General features: G+C 44.8%; 18 protein-coding genes. 9 read left to right on the top strand and 9 right to left on the bottom strand.

The window, feature by feature from the left end:
- Positions 1 to 21 precede the first annotated feature (21 nt).
- The 3 genes from D9A03_RS05880 to D9A03_RS05870 all read left to right on the top strand — a co-directional run bounded on the left by D9A03_RS05880 (position 22) and on the right by D9A03_RS05870 (position 3,035).
- Positions 22 to 513: a peptidylprolyl isomerase gene (locus D9A03_RS05880; protein ID WP_120496261.1), complete on the top strand. Its 492-nt coding sequence runs from the start codon at positions 22 to 24 to the stop codon at positions 511 to 513.
- 162 nt (positions 514 to 675) lie between these two features.
- Positions 676 to 1,518, top strand: a complete 843-nt coding sequence (locus D9A03_RS05875) for a mechanosensitive ion channel family protein (protein ID WP_254054977.1) — start codon at positions 676 to 678, stop codon at positions 1,516 to 1,518.
- A 311-nt stretch (positions 1,519 to 1,829) separates the two neighbouring features.
- Positions 1,830 to 3,035 (top strand): MFS transporter, encoded by a 1,206-nt coding sequence (locus D9A03_RS05870; RefSeq protein WP_120496260.1) that lies wholly within the window; start codon positions 1,830 to 1,832, stop codon positions 3,033 to 3,035.
- 79 nt (positions 3,036 to 3,114) lie between these two features.
- On the opposite strand, the gene alaS is transcribed toward D9A03_RS05870, so the two are convergent.
- Positions 3,115 to 5,769, bottom strand: coding sequence for an alanine--tRNA ligase (alaS, locus tag D9A03_RS05865; protein WP_120496259.1), 2,655 nt, complete (start codon positions 5,767 to 5,769; stop codon positions 3,115 to 3,117).
- 261 nt (positions 5,770 to 6,030) lie between these two features.
- On the opposite strand from alaS, the gene D9A03_RS05860 reads away from it, so the two are divergent.
- On the top strand, positions 6,031 to 6,558 hold the full coding sequence (locus D9A03_RS05860; protein ID WP_120496258.1) for an invasion associated locus B family protein: 528 nt from the start codon (positions 6,031 to 6,033) through the stop codon (positions 6,556 to 6,558).
- Between the two features lie 76 nt (positions 6,559 to 6,634).
- On the opposite strand, the gene recA is transcribed toward D9A03_RS05860, so the two are convergent.
- The 8 genes from recA to D9A03_RS05820 all read right to left on the bottom strand — a co-directional run bounded on the left by recA (position 6,635) and on the right by D9A03_RS05820 (position 13,775).
- Positions 6,635 to 7,705 (bottom strand): recombinase RecA, encoded by a 1,071-nt coding sequence (gene recA / locus D9A03_RS05855; protein ID WP_120496257.1) that lies wholly within the window; start codon positions 7,703 to 7,705, stop codon positions 6,635 to 6,637.
- A gap of 192 nt (positions 7,706 to 7,897) precedes the next feature.
- On the bottom strand, positions 7,898 to 10,249 hold the full coding sequence (locus D9A03_RS05850) for a PAS domain S-box protein (RefSeq protein WP_162937990.1): 2,352 nt from the start codon (positions 10,247 to 10,249) through the stop codon (positions 7,898 to 7,900).
- 129 nt (positions 10,250 to 10,378) lie between these two features.
- On the bottom strand, positions 10,379 to 11,440 hold the full coding sequence (flhB, locus tag D9A03_RS05845) for a flagellar biosynthesis protein FlhB (protein ID WP_120496255.1): 1,062 nt from the start codon (positions 11,438 to 11,440) through the stop codon (positions 10,379 to 10,381).
- A 42-nt stretch (positions 11,441 to 11,482) separates the two neighbouring features.
- Positions 11,483 to 12,241, bottom strand: a complete 759-nt coding sequence (locus tag D9A03_RS05840) for a flagellar biosynthetic protein FliR (protein ID WP_120496254.1) — start codon at positions 12,239 to 12,241, stop codon at positions 11,483 to 11,485.
- 3 nt (positions 12,242 to 12,244) lie between these two features.
- Positions 12,245 to 12,511 carry a flagellar biosynthesis protein FliQ gene (fliQ, locus tag D9A03_RS05835; protein WP_120496253.1) on the bottom strand — a complete coding sequence of 89 codons (267 nt, stop codon included), beginning with the start codon at positions 12,509 to 12,511 and terminating at the stop codon, positions 12,245 to 12,247.
- A gap of 61 nt (positions 12,512 to 12,572) precedes the next feature.
- Positions 12,573 to 12,881, bottom strand: a complete 309-nt coding sequence (fliE, locus tag D9A03_RS05830) for a flagellar hook-basal body complex protein FliE (protein WP_120496252.1) — start codon at positions 12,879 to 12,881, stop codon at positions 12,573 to 12,575.
- A 23-nt stretch (positions 12,882 to 12,904) separates the two neighbouring features.
- Positions 12,905 to 13,315, bottom strand: a complete 411-nt coding sequence (flgC, locus tag D9A03_RS05825; protein WP_120496251.1) for a flagellar basal body rod protein FlgC — start codon at positions 13,313 to 13,315, stop codon at positions 12,905 to 12,907.
- Between the two features lie 58 nt (positions 13,316 to 13,373).
- Positions 13,374 to 13,775, bottom strand: a complete 402-nt coding sequence (locus tag D9A03_RS05820; protein WP_216825388.1) for a hypothetical protein — start codon at positions 13,773 to 13,775, stop codon at positions 13,374 to 13,376.
- A gap of 231 nt (positions 13,776 to 14,006) precedes the next feature.
- On the opposite strand from D9A03_RS05820, the gene csrA reads away from it, so the two are divergent.
- From csrA to fliP, 5 genes are all read left to right on the top strand, one after another.
- Positions 14,007 to 14,240 (top strand): carbon storage regulator CsrA, encoded by a 234-nt coding sequence (gene csrA / locus D9A03_RS05815; RefSeq protein ID WP_120496250.1) that lies wholly within the window; start codon positions 14,007 to 14,009, stop codon positions 14,238 to 14,240.
- 111 nt (positions 14,241 to 14,351) lie between these two features.
- A complete protein-coding gene (locus tag D9A03_RS05810) occupies positions 14,352 to 14,726 on the top strand; it encodes an EscU/YscU/HrcU family type III secretion system export apparatus switch protein (protein ID WP_120496249.1) in 375 nt (124 codons plus the stop codon).
- Positions 14,723 to 15,052 carry a hypothetical protein gene (locus D9A03_RS05805; protein ID WP_120496248.1) on the top strand — a complete coding sequence of 110 codons (330 nt, stop codon included), beginning with the start codon at positions 14,723 to 14,725 and terminating at the stop codon, positions 15,050 to 15,052. The genes D9A03_RS05810 and D9A03_RS05805 overlap by 4 nt, the downstream gene beginning before the upstream one ends.
- Before the next feature lie 4 nt (positions 15,053 to 15,056).
- The gene (locus D9A03_RS05800) at positions 15,057 to 15,395 is read left to right on the top strand and encodes a flagellar biosynthetic protein FliO (protein WP_120496247.1); all 339 of its coding nucleotides are present in this window, start codon (positions 15,057 to 15,059) and stop codon (positions 15,393 to 15,395) included.
- Positions 15,392 to 16,144 carry a flagellar type III secretion system pore protein FliP gene (gene fliP / locus D9A03_RS05795; RefSeq protein WP_120496246.1) on the top strand — a complete coding sequence of 251 codons (753 nt, stop codon included), beginning with the start codon at positions 15,392 to 15,394 and terminating at the stop codon, positions 16,142 to 16,144. The genes D9A03_RS05800 and fliP overlap by 4 nt, the downstream gene beginning before the upstream one ends.
- Positions 16,145 to 16,188: the final 44 nt, after the last annotated feature.

Genomic DNA, 16,188 nt, shown 5'->3' with positions numbered 1-16,188 from the left:
CACTGATTTAAGGCCTAAGCCATGACAGAAGAAACAACACCCGATCTGGAAAACACCCTCGTTATCGAGTTGGAAACCGGAAAAGTGACGATTGAAATGCTACCAGATCTGGCCCCGACACATGTTGCACGCATTAAAGAACTCACACGTGAAGGCTTTTACGATGGTATAGTATTCCACCGTGTTATTGACGGCTTCATGGCTCAAACAGGTGACCCAACAGGAACAGGCACAAGCGGTTCAGGCAAAAAGCTACGGGCTGAATTTACCCAGGAACCATTTGTTCGTGGTGTCGTAGGTATGGCACGTGCGCAAAATCCGCATTCTGGTGACAGCCAGTTCTTTATCATGTTCGACAGTGCACCATCACTCAATGGTCAATACACCGTTTGGGGACGTGTCACGGATGGTATGGATTTGGTTGATGGTATAAAAAAAGGTGCCCCGGGTAGCGGTGCTGTTGACGATCCTGATCGTATGGTATCAGTTAAAGTTCTTGCTGATATAGACTAGTTTGATCACGAATTCTCCATACCGAATATCACGTTGAATAAGGTTGGTATTATTACTAGGTGATTTTTTATAGCCCTCGCTGTATTATCTGCAGCGGGGGTTTTGTCCAATGAGGGTTTATCCGGGGGACAGCCTGTAACCTAAAAAAGAGGAACTTTGGTTGTGACAATCACCGAAGAATATACACAGCTTGTAGAGCAACTGACACAGACGGCGCTGGATTTCTCGTTGGAAATTCTGGCTGCGCTGGCCATTCTTATTGTCGGTATTTTTATCGCAGGACGTATTGCGAAATATACTGACAAACTACTCACCAATTCCGGCAAAATAGATTCAACATTGAAGCCTGTTATCGTTAAGATCGTCCGCTATACGATTATGGTTTTCGTGCTCATTGCAGTTCTGGCACGTTTTGGTGTTGAAACCACAAGCATCATAGCCGTTCTTGGTGCTGCCGGTCTGGCCATCGGCCTTGCCTTGCAAGGGACAATGCAAAATATTGCCGCCGGCTTCATGCTTTTGTTTCTCCGCCCCTTGAAAGTTGGTGAGTTTGTTGATGCAGACGGTATTTCAGGTACTGTTGAAGAAATCAGCCTGTTTATCACACATATGACAACAGTTGATGGTCTGTACCTTTCCGTACCCAATTCCAAGCTATGGTCTGCAACAGTCACGAATTACAGCAGAAACAACACACGACGGACTGATCTGGCTATTGGTATCGGCTATGGGGATGACATTGCAAAAGCAGAGAAAGTCGCACTCGCCGTTCTCTCTGGCGACGCACGTATCCATAAAGATCCTGCCGCACAGGTAATCACCAATGGATTGGGTGAAAGCTCTGTAGATCTGAATATCCGCTATTGGACTGACAGCGGTGATTACTGGCCTGCGCTGAGTGATAATCGTCGGGCAATAAAAGAAGCCTTTGACAAAGAAGGCATTTCTATCCCATTCCCACAACGTGATTTACATATTATCTCTGACGTAAAAGCAAAAACTTGATATCAGCGCATACAGCACAACAAGGAAAGGCCGCAAAAAAATGCGGCCTTATACATTGAGAGGCAGAAAGATTTGTTATGATCTTTCTGCCTCTTTTGTTTGTATTTAGAGATTGTCAAAATTCAAGTCTCTTCATGAATAATGAAGCGTTTAATGAATACATACTGAGACATCATATTCAGTAACGCCCCCTATCTGATCTAAACACGAGATCGTGATTTTTCAGATCAAATTCCTATTCGACAAATCCTGATCTGCTCCATACCTTGTAAATCATTCTTCTTGCATCGCATCAGAGCAATACGACGTCTATGTATGATAAATGGCTTTCTTTGAGTATACTGGCGCTTTGTCAGGTCGCAGCTATGGCACTCTGGTTCTCGGCCTCAGCAGTTTTGCCATCCCTTATCTCTGAGTACGGCCTGAACTCTTTCCAACAAGCCCTGTTTACCTCGACCGTTCAGATTGGCTTTGTTATCGGTAGTCTGTCCTCTGCACTGTTCGGATTTGCGGATCGCTTGCCACCGAAATTATTTTTCCTAAGTTCAGCGATCATTGCAGCTATAGCCAACGCCCTGTTACTCGTCATTGAACCAACCGATGTGATTGTCCCCATACTTCGTTTTATCACCGGCGTTTGCATGGCTGGTATATATCCAGTGGGCATGCGAATGGCTGCAACGTGGGCAAAAGGTGACATGGGACTGCTTGTTGGTATTCTGGTCGGCGCTCTAACTCTGGGGTCGGCTTCTCCACACTTTTTTAACGCAATCGGTGGCATTGACTGGCGCTTTACAATTGCAACGGCATCTATTTGTGCCATTGCTGCAGCTATCGGTATCCTCTTTTTTAAAATAGGCCCTGCTTATACAAAGGCACCGAAGTTTCACCCCCTCCACATTCTCTCTGCCTGGAAAATCAAATCTGTCCGTCTGGCAAATCTTGGCTATCTGGGACATATGTGGGAACTGTACGCTATGTGGGCCTGGATTGGCATATTCCTGACAGCCAGCTTTTCGCTATCTATGCAAAGCTCCGAAGCAAATGATTTTGCCAAGCTGGCAACCTTTGCAACAATGGCCGCGGGTGCCATTGGCTGTTTGGCAGCTGGTTATCTCGCAGATAAACTTGGCAGGACCACCTTAACCATCATCGCAATGTTGACGAGTGGTATCTGTGCCTTGTCAGTAGGTTTTCTATTTGGCGCGTCACCTCTGTGGCTGACATTACTTTGTATTTTGTGGGGCATCAGCATCATTGCTGATTCTGCTCAATTTTCAGCATCCGTCGCTGAACTATCCCCGCCTGGAATTGTCGGAACAATGCTAACATTACAAACGTCATTAGGCTTTACACTCACCCTAATAACTATTCACTTGATGCCATACGCTGTTGATCTTTTGAGTTGGCACTATGCTTTTGCGCCCCTGGCCATTGGTCCGTTCCTTGGCGTTTGGGCCATGACAAAATTACGAAAGCACCCCGACGCACGAAAACTTGCCAACGGTAAAAGATAATTCTTGAAAATATCACCTTCACAAAAAAGCTCCGCAGTTTTCATAAACGCGGAGCTTTTTATCTTTGATCAAATGTTAATCAGCCAAGCAAAGCTTCGATTGCCTCGATTGCCTCTTGGGCTTTCGAAGCATCTGGACCACCTGCCTGTGCCATATCCGGGCGCCCACCGCCGCCCTTTCCACCAAGTGCTGCGGAACCAGCACGAACAAGGTCAACTGCTGAGATCTTGGCAGTAAGATCATCCGTCACAGCAACAACAATAGAAGCTTTGCCATCGGTATCTGCGATTAGAACAATCACGCCCGTGCCGATCTGTTTCTTCAATTCATCTGCCGTTGGCTTCAGATCTTTTGGTAAAACACCTTCGAGAACCCGAGCAGCAACTTTAATCCCGTTTACATCCTTGAATTCGGCCTCACCAGTTGTACCGCCACCGCCAGCAGCCAGTTTACGACGCGCATCAGTCAAATCACGCTCCAGTCGTTTTCTTTCTTCCAGAAGCGATGTAACCCTTGCTTCCAACTCAGCAGGCGATGCCTTCATTGCCGCTGCTGCTGCTGCCAGTTGATTTTCCTGTACCGATACGTATTCCAGTGCAGCTTGGCCTGTAACAGCTTCAACACGACGAACGCCAGAAGCAAGTGCCGCTTCGGACACAATCTTAAAGAAACCGATATCTCCGGTTCTTCTGACATGGGTGCCACCACACAACTCTGTCGAATAATAGCCGCTTCCCGTAGAGCTATCTGAGCCGCCCATGGAGACAACGCGGACTTCTTCTCCGTACTTCTCACCAAAGAGAGCCATCGCCCCTTCTTTGATTGCCTCATCCGGAGTCATCAAACGCGTTATAACCGGATCATTGCGACGAATGTATTCATTTACCTCACGTTCAACAGCCACAATATCATCTGCTTCCAAAGGTTTTGGCTGACTGATGTCAAAACGAAGACGTTCCTTCGCCACCAAAGAGCCTTTTTGGGTTACATGTGTTCCCAAACGCCGACGAAGGGCTTCGTGCAACAGATGTGTGGCAGAGTGATGGGCACGCAGAGCAGATCGACGAGACACATCGACCTTCATTTCCAGTGCAAGATCAACCGCGATCTCACCACGGGTAACTTCACCTATATGAACAAACAAATTGCCTAGCTTTTTTTGCGTATCCTTAACCGTAACTTCTGCACCTTCGGCTGAGAACAACAAACCATGATCGCCTTGTTGACCACCACTTTCGCCGTAAAATGGCGTCTGATTGGTGATAATCATCACCTGATCACCAGCCTTTGCAGCAGAAACTTCGTCTCCGTCTTTCAAAATTGCCAGAATTTGACCTTCGGCTGTCTCGGTATCGTAGCCAAGAAATTCTGTCCCTCCGACACGTTCTTGGATTTCAAACCAAACTTTTTCCGTTGCTGCATCTCCGGACCCACTCCATGCTTTACGCGCAGCAGCACGCTGCTGTTCCATGGCTGCATTGAAACCTTCAGTATCAACAGATTGTCCCTGCCCACGCAAAACATCTTGCGTCAAATCAAGCGGGAAGCCATAGGTATCATAAAGCTTAAAGGCAACTTCACCATTAAGCGTTCCCTTGTCGCCCAACTTGTCCGTTTCCGCTGAAAGTAATTTCATACCGCGATCCAGTGTTTGGCCGAACCGATTTTCTTCCAGTTTGAGAGTTTCCGTGATGAGAGCTTCAGCACGAGACAACTCTGGGAAGGCAGTTCCCATCATCCCCACCAAAGAAGGAACCAGCTTGTAAATCGCCGGATCTTTCACACCAAGTTTGTGAACATGGCGCATGGCACGTCGCATAATACGACGCAGAACATAACCACGTCCTTCGTTAGACGGTAAAACACCATCAGCAATCAAGAATGCAGTCGAACGAAGATGATCGGCAATAACACGGTGAGAAACCGCATGATCCCCGTCTGCATCAACACCTGTTTCGTGTGCTGAAGCTTCAATGATCGTGCGAAGCAAATCAACATCGTAGTTATCGTGTTTTCCTTGAAGCACTGCGGTAATACGCTCCAGGCCCATTCCGGTGTCAATTGATGGCTTGGGCAGGTCGACCCGTGTCTGTGCATCAATTTGCTCATATTGCATAAACACGAGATTCCAGATTTCAATAAATCTGTCGCCATCTTCATCCGGACTTCCCGGAGGACCCCCAAAGATATGATCTCCGTGATCGTAAAAAATTTCGGAACAAGGTCCACAAGGTCCCGTCGGCCCCATTGACCAGAAATTATCACTCGTGGAAATCCGGATGATACGATCATCACTAAGGCCAGCAATTTTACGCCAGAGAGCAGCAGCTTCTTCGTCTTTGGAATAGACTGTAACCAATAGCTTCTCTTCTGGAACACCATATTCTTTTGTGATCAGGTTCCAGGCATGTTCAATAGCCACATCCTTGAAATAATCTCCAAAGGAAAAGTTTCCCATCATTTCAAAGAATGTGTGATGCCTTGCTGTATAGCCGACGTTTTCCAGATCGTTATGCTTACCACCTGCACGTACACATTTCTGCGAGGTTGCCGCTCGGTTATAGGGACGTGTTTCGTTACCAGTAAAAACGTTTTTAAATTGCACCATCCCCGCATTGGTAAACATCAACGTCGGGTCATTTCGCGGCACCAGCGGCGAAGATTCTACGGTTTGATGACCATGTTTTGCAAAATAGTCGAGAAAGACCCTACGGATCTCATTACCGGTAATCATTTTAATCACTTACCCTAAAACTTGGACAGGACGCATTCTTTTCACAACAGAATACGGGAAATCTTATCTGCGGTTTTAACGTGCTGCCAAGGCTCTGTCTAGACTTCGCTTACAGCATTACGATTTACCCGCCCCACCCTTAACACAGCGCTTGTGATAACTTGCCTTTAATTTTCCACGATTATTCGATATAGCTAGAAGCCATATCTTATAAATCAACGTTCACGTCCATCTATTTACTAAACTGACAAGCTTGAAATCATGGCCTTTATAAATCTCCTAAATATTTTTAAATTTGTTGCGAGTTGTAGTCTGTTTCTCATTGCAATGTCTTCAATTGCAACAGCACAGCAACAACCGCCACAAAGATCAACAGAACGTTTTGGAGATTGGTCAGCATTATGCACTGTTAACGAGCCTCTGAGTTGTCATATAAAGCACCAAATACTCCTCGGAAACAGCTCTAAACCAGCTTTGGAAATAAACATTGGCAGACCAAATACAAATCCTTCAAATGTGATCATGATTGTGACCTTACCATTGGGAATTAGATTACCCGAAGGTTTCAGGATTCAGGTAGGAGATAAAATAGATCGGCAATACCCCTTCATTCGATGCATCCATTCAGGATGCCAATCAGAGTTAAGTTTTGATGAAGAACTTCTCGATAGCTTTAAAAAAGGAAATGAAGGTCGCATCATTATCTCTGATGCAATAAATAAAAAAGTTGCTATCCCCTTTTCTCTTAAAGGTTTCACAAAAGCTTTTGGACGAGTCACTAATCCATGATTCCATATTCAAATTAAAATCATGCAAAAAAGGAGCCGTAAAACGGCTCCTTTTATATTCTTAAAAGAGAAGACTATTAAGCGTCTTCCGTTTCATCTTCTTCTTTTCCTTCAAGCATTGCATTCGCAACAATTCCCGCATTTTTACGGACAGCCGTTTCAATTTTTGCAGCTACTTCAGGGTTTTCCATCAGGAATTTTTTGGCATTTTCACGTCCTTGACCAATGCGTTGACCATCACAAGAGAACCAGGCACCCGCTTTTTCAACAACACCGGCCTGAACCCCGAGATCCAGCATTTCACCTGTTTTGGAAATACCTTCACCGTACATGATATCAAATTCAATCACGCGGAATGGAGGGGCCATTTTATTCTTAACAACTTTCACCCGGGTTTGATTACCGGTAATATTTTCGCGATCTTTAATCGCGCCAATACGACGAATGTCCAGACGCACAGAAGAATAGAATTTAAGGGCGTTACCACCTGTTGTTGTTTCCGGATTGCCAAACATCACCCCGATTTTCATGCGGATCTGATTGATAAAGATCACCAATGTACGGGATTTGGAAATTGAGCTCGTCAATTTACGCATCGCCTGGCTCATCAAACGAGCCTGCAAACCAGGAAGAGAGTCCCCCATATCGCCTTCAAGTTCAGCCTTGGGAACCAAGGCAGCCACGGAATCCACAACCAACACATCCAGTGCACCTGAACGCACCAATGTATCTGTAATTTCCAATGCCTGTTCTCCAGCATCTGGCTGAGAGATCAACAACTCGTTTACGTCAACACCAAGCTTGTTTGCATAGGCAGGATCAAGAGCATGCTCGGCATCAATAAAAGCACATGTGCCACCCGCTTTTTGCGCTTCGGCAACAACATGCAAAGCCAAAGTTGTTTTACCGGATGATTCCGGGCCGTAAACTTCGACAATACGTCCACGCGGCAAGCCACCAATACCAAGGCCAATATCCAATCCCAAAGATCCTGTGGAAATAACTTCGGTCTCTACTGTCGTGCCTTCGCCCAACTTCATAACCGAGCCTTTACCAAAAGCGCGTTCAATCTGTCCCAGGGCTGCATCTAATGCCTTTTGTTTGTCCACCGTGCTATTCTCCACTAACTGTAAGACGTTTTGTGCCATCGTTGCCTCCCTTATCCCACAGGCTCACACTTGCTGCAACGAGAACAACGTACCCCTTTTGTTCTCAATACGCAATAAAAAAGAACATTAAGAGAACAAGTATATATAAAAAGGCAAACGCTCTACAAATCATTCACCGTAAATTATTGTTATTTAAGTAAATACACCTGAATGTAAACTCGCAAGGCAACGTCACTGTGCGGCAAGAACGTCCTTCACCTTGGACGCCAATTGCTTCAGACTGAAAGGCTTTGGCAGGAATTCAATTGCAGAATCTACATCCAGCGTTTTCCGAAAAGAATCTTCCGTGTAACCAGAAATAAAAATAACTTTTAAGCTCGGATGTGTTTCATAAAGCTTCTTGATTAAAGTCGGGCCATCCATCTTTGGCATCACAACATCTGTTATGACCAAATCAATAGTTTCCCCGTCTTGCTGAAGGATCTCAAGTGCCGCTTCACCTGAGTTTGCTTCAAGCACCTTATATCCTTTGTTCTCCAAAGCCCGCGCACTAAAAGATCGCACGGCATCTTCATCTTCAACCAAAAGAATATTGCCACGACCTGTCAAATCCTGTGCCTTCGGTGCGTCAGCTGCAAGCTCTTCCTGATCTTGCGCATCTTCCTGAAAGTGTGGCAACAACAAAGAGAAGACCGTTCCTTCATCTGCAGTTGAATCAACAAAAACAAACCCACCAGACTGTTTAACAATACCATAGACCGTTGATAGACCAAGACCAGTGCCTGCTCCCACCTCTTTTGTCGAGAAAAAGGGATCAAAAATGCGGTCAATAATTTCTGTCGGAATGCCATGTCCTGTGTCTTGAACCTTGACCAAGACATAATCACCAGGGGGGATTTCTTCCCCTTTAACCTTGTATGGCGCATCAACCATCACATTCGACGTGATAATCTCCAAAACACCACCTTGATCCATAGCATCACGGGCGTTCACGGCAAGATTAATAATAACCTGCTCTAACTGTCCCTGATCTGCCTTGACATCTCCCAGATCCCGGCCATGCGTAATACGCAATTCAATCGTTTCCCCGATAAGGCGACGCAAAAGGTGAGCAAGCTCTGCAATAATATCCGTTACATTCAAACGCCTGGGCTGGAGCGTTTGCTGACGAGAAAAAGCCAATAATTGACGAACAAGGTTTGCAGCGCGATTGGCGTTTTGCTTAATCTGCATAATATCTGCAAAAGATTGATCCCCCGGACGGTGACGTAGAAGCAATAGATCAGAAAACCCGATCATGGCTGTCAGCAGATTATTAAAATCGTGTGCAATACCCCCGGCCAACTGCCCAACCGCCTGCATTTTTTGAGATTGCGCGAACTGAGCTTCCAGACTGCGCTGTTCTGTCGTGTCCGTGAAATTCAGGATATACCCACTCGGCAGTCCGGAGTTTTCGTCGACATGCGTCACGTTCATATTACAGACAATATCTGCATTTCCCGTGAGATGCACTTCCATGGCTTTGCGTTCATAGGTCGTTGCTGAAACCAAAGCCTCTCGCACGCCTTCTCTTTCCTGATCACCAATCAAGGAAAGAAGGGGTTTGCCCTTAACTTCTCCTGCTGTCGCCAAAAGTTCTTGGAATGCTCTGTTATTTTCCGTAATAACGCCCCGTTCATTCAGCAAGACAATACCAACCGGGGCTTCGTTAAAAAACTTGCGGAATCGCTTTTCGGACTGTTCCAGTGCTGTTGCCATCTCCCGTTCAAGTGTCAGGTTTCGCACAACAGACCTTGTTCTAAAGCCTTTATCACCACCACCTTCGGCGATGTGCTGACTGATAACAGCAAGAATGCGTTTCTCCCCATCCGCAGTTTTGAGGAAAACCTCTCCTGATCGACTCTCGACATCTTCAAAGGGATGATAGGCCGGAACTTCATCCAAGGATGCATCAGCCACAATATCATGAAGCTTTGTTTGCCCACTTTCCAACTCAGACGATGAATAACCCAGCCAGTCTGTTAATGTTTGATTCGCAAAAAGAAACGCGCCATCCGCATCTACAGAGAAGAAACCGATCGGTGCATTTTCCAAAAGATCAACAAAACGTTGTTGTTGATCATTAATGACCTTCTCCATCTGTCGACGCATTGTAATGTCATCAACAAACCAGAATACGTACCCAGGACGGTTTGGCAAAGGATAGGCCGCGACATGACGCCACTGTACATCATTATATCCGGGTCCCGCCCCCGGTATCTCAATCTCAACATGTCCAGAAACACCGTTTTTTGCATTTAGCTGAAGGGTTTCCAGTTTACGGCCGATCTCTTCATTTCCATTACTCTCATCAAGAATCAAGTCGGGAACGGCTCTTAAGTCTCCGCCAAAGAAATCTTCAAACGCAGGATTTGCAAAAAGGCATTTTCCGTTAGGGTCCACAATTTGTCGAGGACGGGGAACTGCAGCAAAAGCATACTGACGCAAGGCAAGTGTTTTTCTGTACCGCCAGATAACGAAGCCAAGAAAAAATATGATCAACGCTAAAAAACTACAAATAGCGATCCAGATGGTAGGTGACACTTCCCTGTTTCCCCCACGAAATGCCTCCTTTTCCCGTCGCAAATCTGGCACGAGAAAAGAGATAAAAGACAGTAAATGAAAGATTAACCTGAAAATCGTTTAAAAACAAACCAGATAGCTTAAGTTTGGTTATTTTTTCAGTTTCATGATGTAGCCAATGATTTCAGCCACTGCTTTATAGTGTTCCGGCGGGATCTCTTGATCAATTTCAACACCTGCATAAAGCGCTCTGGCGAGCGGTGGATTTTCGATTATCGGAACTTTATTCTCTTCTGCAACATTACGAATACGAAAAGCAACAGCATCTACACCTTTAGCCGTTAGTTTTGGCGCTTCCATCATCATCCCATTGTACTCTAAGGCAACAGCAAAGTGCGTTGGGTTTGTTATAACCACATCGGCATTAGGTACAGCTGCCATCATTCGTTGACGTGCTTTCTCCATACGCAACTGGCGCAAGCGCCCCTTGATCATCGGGTCACCTTCACTTTGCTTGGACTCATCCTTTACTTCCTGTTTCGTCATTCGAAGTTTTTTCATGTATTCGAAATATTGATACAGGTAATCCAGTCCAGCAATCACAGCCATGACAGCAACCACAGCAATGACAATAAGCGTCGCCCAATCTAACAACATCATTGTCATTTGTGTCACATCAAGTTCTGAGAGTTGAGGCACGACAGAGCGTTTAGGCCACAAAACAAAGCCAATAATGCCACCAACAATAATAAGCTTTGCCAAGCCTTTGACCAGATTCATGACAGATTGAAGAGAAAAAAGTCGCTTGAATCCTGCAAGAGGCGAAATTTTACTTAATTTTGGTGTCAAAGATTCAGATGACAATAAAAATCCGTGCTGCATTAACCCCGATGCAATCGCAAAAGCGACCATGATAATCGCAGGTGCGATAAAAAGAATACCTACATCTTTGACAAGAGAAATCATTGCCTCGTAGATATGACCGGTTTCAAACCGTATTGTATCAGGACGTTCAAAGAATGTAGCAAAGGTTGATCCCAATTCCTGACTAATCCAGACTGCGAAAAAAGACAGAAACAACAAAAACCCAAAAAACGAAAACCATGAGTTCATTTCCTGAGATTTAGGAACATCCCCTTTTTCACGTGCGTCAGCCAGCTTCTTTGCGGTTGGCTCTTCTGTTTTCTGGGACTCATCACTCTCATCTGACATGATGCGCCCCTTCTAAAAATGTGAAATCAACGGGTACATCCATCATTTCACAAATGCCATCCAATGCTCTTCCAGGCTAATCATGTAAACCTTGATCATAACAGGCACACACAAAAATAGCACCGTAATCCCCATAGCAACCTGAAGAGGCATGGCCACAAAAAATACCTGCATCTGAGGCATCAACTTCGCGAGTAACCCTAAACCCAGAAAGAAAATCATCCCAACAACAATAAAAGGCGCAGCCATTCGTGTCGCCAATATAAAGGTGTCACCGACAACACGGGCAATCATGTTTGAAAAATCACCCGTAGGTAATATCTGTCCCGGGACAAAAAGTTCATAACTATCCACCAGCCCCAGAATGAAAAGGTGATGAATATCCAAAACCATAATTAACACGATGGCAATCGCCGTTAAGAATGTTCCCATAATAGAAGCTTGTTGGGCTGAAACCGGGTCTTGAATCAATGCATTTGCCAACGAAGACATTGTCGCCGCTATCATGCCCGCTGACGCAGCCGCGCTTAAAAACATACGCGCGACTGTGCCCATAAAAAAGCCGATGATAGCTTCGCTAAAAACTAAAAGTCCAAGCCCAGAAACTTCATCAGGCATAGCAGGAATACTGGATGCCAGAATTGGGGCAACCAGAATACTGATCAACATAGATAAAGCTAATCTGGTACGTGGTGATACATATGACTCACCAAATCCCGGCAATAATATCATCGCACTGCCGATACGTGTAAACACAATTAAAACAATGTAAACACTGGAAGGGAGTAAATCATAGAGCATGACCTATCCTAAGGCGACAATCCTGTCCATGAGCTCTTCAGTAAATGTACCTAGAGTTTGCGCCATAAACGGGGCAGTTGCAACAAGCGTCAAGCTAATGATAATGAGCTTGGGCACAAAGGTAAGTGTCATTTCCTGAAGTTGTGTCAAAGCCTGAAATAAAGAAATGATCAAACCAACAAGCAACGCAATCGACAGCACGGGCGCACTCATTTTCAACATCACCCATACTGCTTCTTTACCATATTCGATGACGTCGGTTTCACTCATGCCCCACCTGTAAATTTCAATTCTTGATATATAGCCAGCCTAGAACATCAGCAAAGCCAGATCAAATAGGCATCCGCAAAATTTCCTGATAGGCCTGAACAACCTTATCCCTGACTGCAACAACTGTTTGCAACGTCACTTCGGCTTCGGACATCGCCGTCACCACATCTGTGACATCTGCTTTGCCTGCCGCTGCCATTAATGTTTTATTTTCAGCGGTTTGCATTGTAGCCAAGGTGTCCGTCGCAACATCACGCAAGGTTGAAGCAAAGTCTTCACCTACCGGATCAGCTGTCCCTTTTTTACCAGCCAGCCCTTTCTCAGCAGCTTGATTATAAGCGTTTACTGCATCAACAAAATTTACAGCCATAATTAAATCCTCTCACGCCTATTCTACTGAAGTATTTCCAAGGTACGCTGCAACATACTTTTCGATGCTTGTATCGCTTGTAAGTTGGCTTCAAAGCTTCGTTGAGCTTCACGCATGTCCGTCATCTCAACCAGAGAGTTAACATTCGGTTGAAGCACGTATCCATCCTCATCAGCTGCTGGATGTCCAGGTAAGTATTCTCTTTTAAACTCAGATTTATCTGTCAGGACATCCTTAACGACGACTTTTTCGACGCCCAGCTCTCGGTTTAATTCAGCACCAAAAGAGACCATTTTACGTCGATAAGGCGCGCCGCCCGGTTCCTGAGCAACAGAATCAGCATTGGCGATATTTTCAGAAATTATGCGCAACCTGGTTCCCTGGGCTCGCATCCCGGAAGCAGAAACCTGCATCGATTTATATAGATCAGACATCGCGTTTTTCCTAATTTATCGCCAATTCTTTACGTACAAGATTTATGCCAAGTTTTCCTTATGGCCCTTTGAGAACCATCTTAAACATATCCTGATGCTTTTTATAAAGACGCACCATGCCCTGATAATCCAGTTGCGTCTGTGACATCTTGATCATCTGCTCTTCCAGAATAACAGCGTTTCCCGCCGGAGCAGTTTCATAAATATCTTTAGCCTTGTTTGCCCTTGCCTGATCCCCTTTGAGCGGATTATTTGACAGATGCCCTTCGTGGCTGGATCGCTGTGCCATCACAGGCGCAGATCGGCTAACAAGAGACTTGAAATGGTTATCTTTCAAATCAAGCGGGACGTAGTTCAGAGTGTCCGAATTGGCAATATTCTTGGAGATCACAGCCTGCCGCTGCGTCAACCAATCCATTTTTCTGGCTAAAACATCTGTAATTTTCAGCTTATCTGCCAATACCAGTTCTCCTCACATTACAATAAGGTCCGCAACCCTCGAAATAATACGCTTGCTCACTTAATAACCTGTTAACGAATTCCAGATCTAGTAAAAAATGATCAAAAATACCAAGTTTGGCTCGACCTAAGTAAAAAATGCACGTATAAATACGTGGACAGAACAGGTAGTTAATTAAAAATCCTTCCAGTCAGCACTTGGCATATAGGGACAGGGAGTCCAAAGTCCACGATGTTATACCTTACCCGGAAAATTGGTGAATCAGTCATCATTAACAATGACATAGAGGTCAAGGTTGTTGATATACGTGGAAAATCAGTAAAAATTGGCTTTACCTTTCCCGAAGATGCAACCGTTCTACGGCAGGAACTTCACGAACGTATTCAGGAAGAAAATAAAGCTGCAGTAGCTGGGTCTCTCGACATGCTAGGTATCGACATTGATCTTACCGCAGAAGAAGACTAACCCCTGCTCCGCCTACACAACCCTATAATATAAATTGCTTTTATAACCTTTCATTAAGCATAATCAGTGCAGACTGTATGCAGGCTTTCTGATTTCATTAGAGAAGACAGAATGAGTGTAACTGACGAAGATCCTGAAAAAAAATTAGCGCCTTCGTTTTCAGACACGCAAAACGGATTAATATCTGATGTCAGTGAGGAAAAAACAGAAGATACGCCACAGCTTTCGATTGCTGTAAAAAGGAATACCGCAGGACAGACCAAGGTAATCGCGAAGGGAACAGGGGAAATTGCAGAACAAATACTGCAAATAGCCTTTGACCAAGGCGTTAAAGTCAGAACAGATTCAGACTTGGCCCAAATACTTGCAAATGTTGAATTAGAAAGCGAAATTCCTCTGGAAGCATTAACAGCTGTAGCCACAATCCTAAACTATGTTTATGATGAACAAAAACAACCTTTTGATGAAACACTTAAGCAGTCATGACAACGTTTGAAGAACTTAAGGAACAGATAACTCATCTTTCCCGACAAATTGCTTTAGCCAATTCGACAATCAAGTCCGGCGAAGACTTTGACGTAACTGATTTGCCCAAGGTTACAGATTTCTTGTGCCAGGAACTACAACACCTTCCGTCAAAAGAGCGGTCAAAATTATCTCCCAAGTTGTTAGCCTTGATTGAGGAACTAGATAATTTGACAATTACCATCAACAGTAATCTAGACAGAGTTCGCGTTGAAATAAAAGAAACGACCAGTCACAATAAAGCTGCGCGCGCATATACCAGCGCCAACATACCCGGTAAAAAATAACCCGATGGAATATGGCAACTATTTCCAGTTTTTCCTTAGCCTGATCTTCATTATCGGCCTTATTTTTGCCTTTTCACTGATCGCCAAAAAGCTAGGCTTAGGCCATGGCCCGGCAATAACCGGAAACAAACAAAAACGCCTTCAAATCAAAGAAGTTCGACCGCTTGATGCAAAAAGAAAAGTAGTCATTGTACAATGCGACAACAAAGAACACGTTGTTTTAGTTGGCGGAACAAACGACCTCCATATTGATACTATTCCTTGCGATCCATCTTCAAATCAGGCGGACAGCCCGGAAGATGTTATTGACTTCAAAAAAGCGGACGAAAGTTCAAGGGTATGACAAAATATTTTACCCCTAGAGTTGTTACTGTTGCGGCACTGGTGGCAGGTTTATCATTCATTCCAGACCACAGTTGGGCCCAGGCTCTTACTCTTGATTTGAATAACGAAATACTTGGTTCAGGCAGTGGTCGCATATTACAGATGCTGGCCCTGCTCACCATCCTCAGTCTAGCTCCGGCTATACTTATGATGGTAACCTCTTTTACCAGAATTATCGTCGTCCTATCCTTCATTCGTACCGCGATGGGTATTCAACAAGCCCCACCCAATACTGTTTTAATCAGCCTAGCGCTCTTCCTAACTGCTTTTATCATGACCCCGACAATGGAAAAGGTTTACGAAGGTGCAATAAAACCTCTTGTTGATGAAGAAATATCCGAAATAGAGGCATGGGATAGAGGCACGGGACCGATCAGGGATTTTATGCTACAGCACGTTCGGGAAAAAGATCTGCGCCTTTTCCTTGATTTGGCAGAGACGGGGGAAGTAGCGGAACCTTCTACAACACCTCTTCGAGCACTTATACCTGCCTTTATGATCAGTGAGCTAAGAAGAGCTTTTGAAATAGGTTTCCTGATCTTCCTTCCCTTTCTGATTATAGACATGGTCGTGGCTTCAGTTCTCATGTCTATGGGAATGATGATGTTACCACCAATTATGCTTTCACTGCCCTTTAAACTGATTTTCTTTGTGATGGTTGATGGTTGGTATCTGATTGCCGGAAGTCTGGTTCGAAGTTTCGGATAGCCCCTTAACTCATGCAAATATAAGCTCTTTATTGATTTCAGAAC

This window comes from Kiloniella sp. EL199, from assembly GCF_900313065.1.
In the GTDB taxonomy this organism is placed as follows: domain Bacteria; phylum Pseudomonadota; class Alphaproteobacteria; order Kiloniellales; family Kiloniellaceae; genus Kiloniella.
The sequence above is the reverse complement of the archived record's forward strand: the minus strand, read 5'-3'. Positions and strand labels throughout refer to the sequence as shown.

What these genes read in the sequence shown, in the direction of transcription:
- fliP (WP_120496246.1), top strand. Translation starts at nt 15,392, where the DNA reads ATGACAAAATATTTTACCCCTAGAGTTGTTACTGTTGCGGCACTGGTG.
- fliQ (WP_120496253.1), bottom strand. Translation starts at nt 12,511, where the DNA reads ATGAGTGAAACCGACGTCATCGAATATGGTAAAGAAGCAGTATGGGTG.
- recA (WP_120496257.1), bottom strand. Translation starts at nt 7,705, where the DNA reads ATGGCACAAAACGTCTTACAGTTAGTGGAGAATAGCACGGTGGACAAA.
- fliE (WP_120496252.1), bottom strand. Translation starts at nt 12,881, where the DNA reads ATGGCTGTAAATTTTGTTGATGCAGTAAACGCTTATAATCAAGCTGCT.
- D9A03_RS05840 (WP_120496254.1), bottom strand. Translation starts at nt 12,241, where the DNA reads ATGCTCTATGATTTACTCCCTTCCAGTGTTTACATTGTTTTAATTGTG.
- D9A03_RS05880 (WP_120496261.1), top strand. Translation starts at nt 22, where the DNA reads ATGACAGAAGAAACAACACCCGATCTGGAAAACACCCTCGTTATCGAG.
- flhB (WP_120496255.1), bottom strand. Translation starts at nt 11,440, where the DNA reads ATGTCAGATGAGAGTGATGAGTCCCAGAAAACAGAAGAGCCAACCGCA.
- D9A03_RS05860 (WP_120496258.1), top strand. Translation starts at nt 6,031, where the DNA reads ATGGCCTTTATAAATCTCCTAAATATTTTTAAATTTGTTGCGAGTTGT.
- flgC (WP_120496251.1), bottom strand. Translation starts at nt 13,315, where the DNA reads ATGTCTGATCTATATAAATCGATGCAGGTTTCTGCTTCCGGGATGCGA.
- D9A03_RS05810 (WP_120496249.1), top strand. Translation starts at nt 14,352, where the DNA reads ATGAGTGTAACTGACGAAGATCCTGAAAAAAAATTAGCGCCTTCGTTT.
- csrA (WP_120496250.1), top strand. Translation starts at nt 14,007, where the DNA reads ATGTTATACCTTACCCGGAAAATTGGTGAATCAGTCATCATTAACAAT.
- alaS (WP_120496259.1), bottom strand. Translation starts at nt 5,769, where the DNA reads ATGATTACCGGTAATGAGATCCGTAGGGTCTTTCTCGACTATTTTGCA.
- D9A03_RS05800 (WP_120496247.1), top strand. Translation starts at nt 15,057, where the DNA reads ATGGAATATGGCAACTATTTCCAGTTTTTCCTTAGCCTGATCTTCATT.
- D9A03_RS05805 (WP_120496248.1), top strand. Translation starts at nt 14,723, where the DNA reads ATGACAACGTTTGAAGAACTTAAGGAACAGATAACTCATCTTTCCCGA.
- D9A03_RS05870 (WP_120496260.1), top strand. Translation starts at nt 1,830, where the DNA reads ATGTATGATAAATGGCTTTCTTTGAGTATACTGGCGCTTTGTCAGGTC.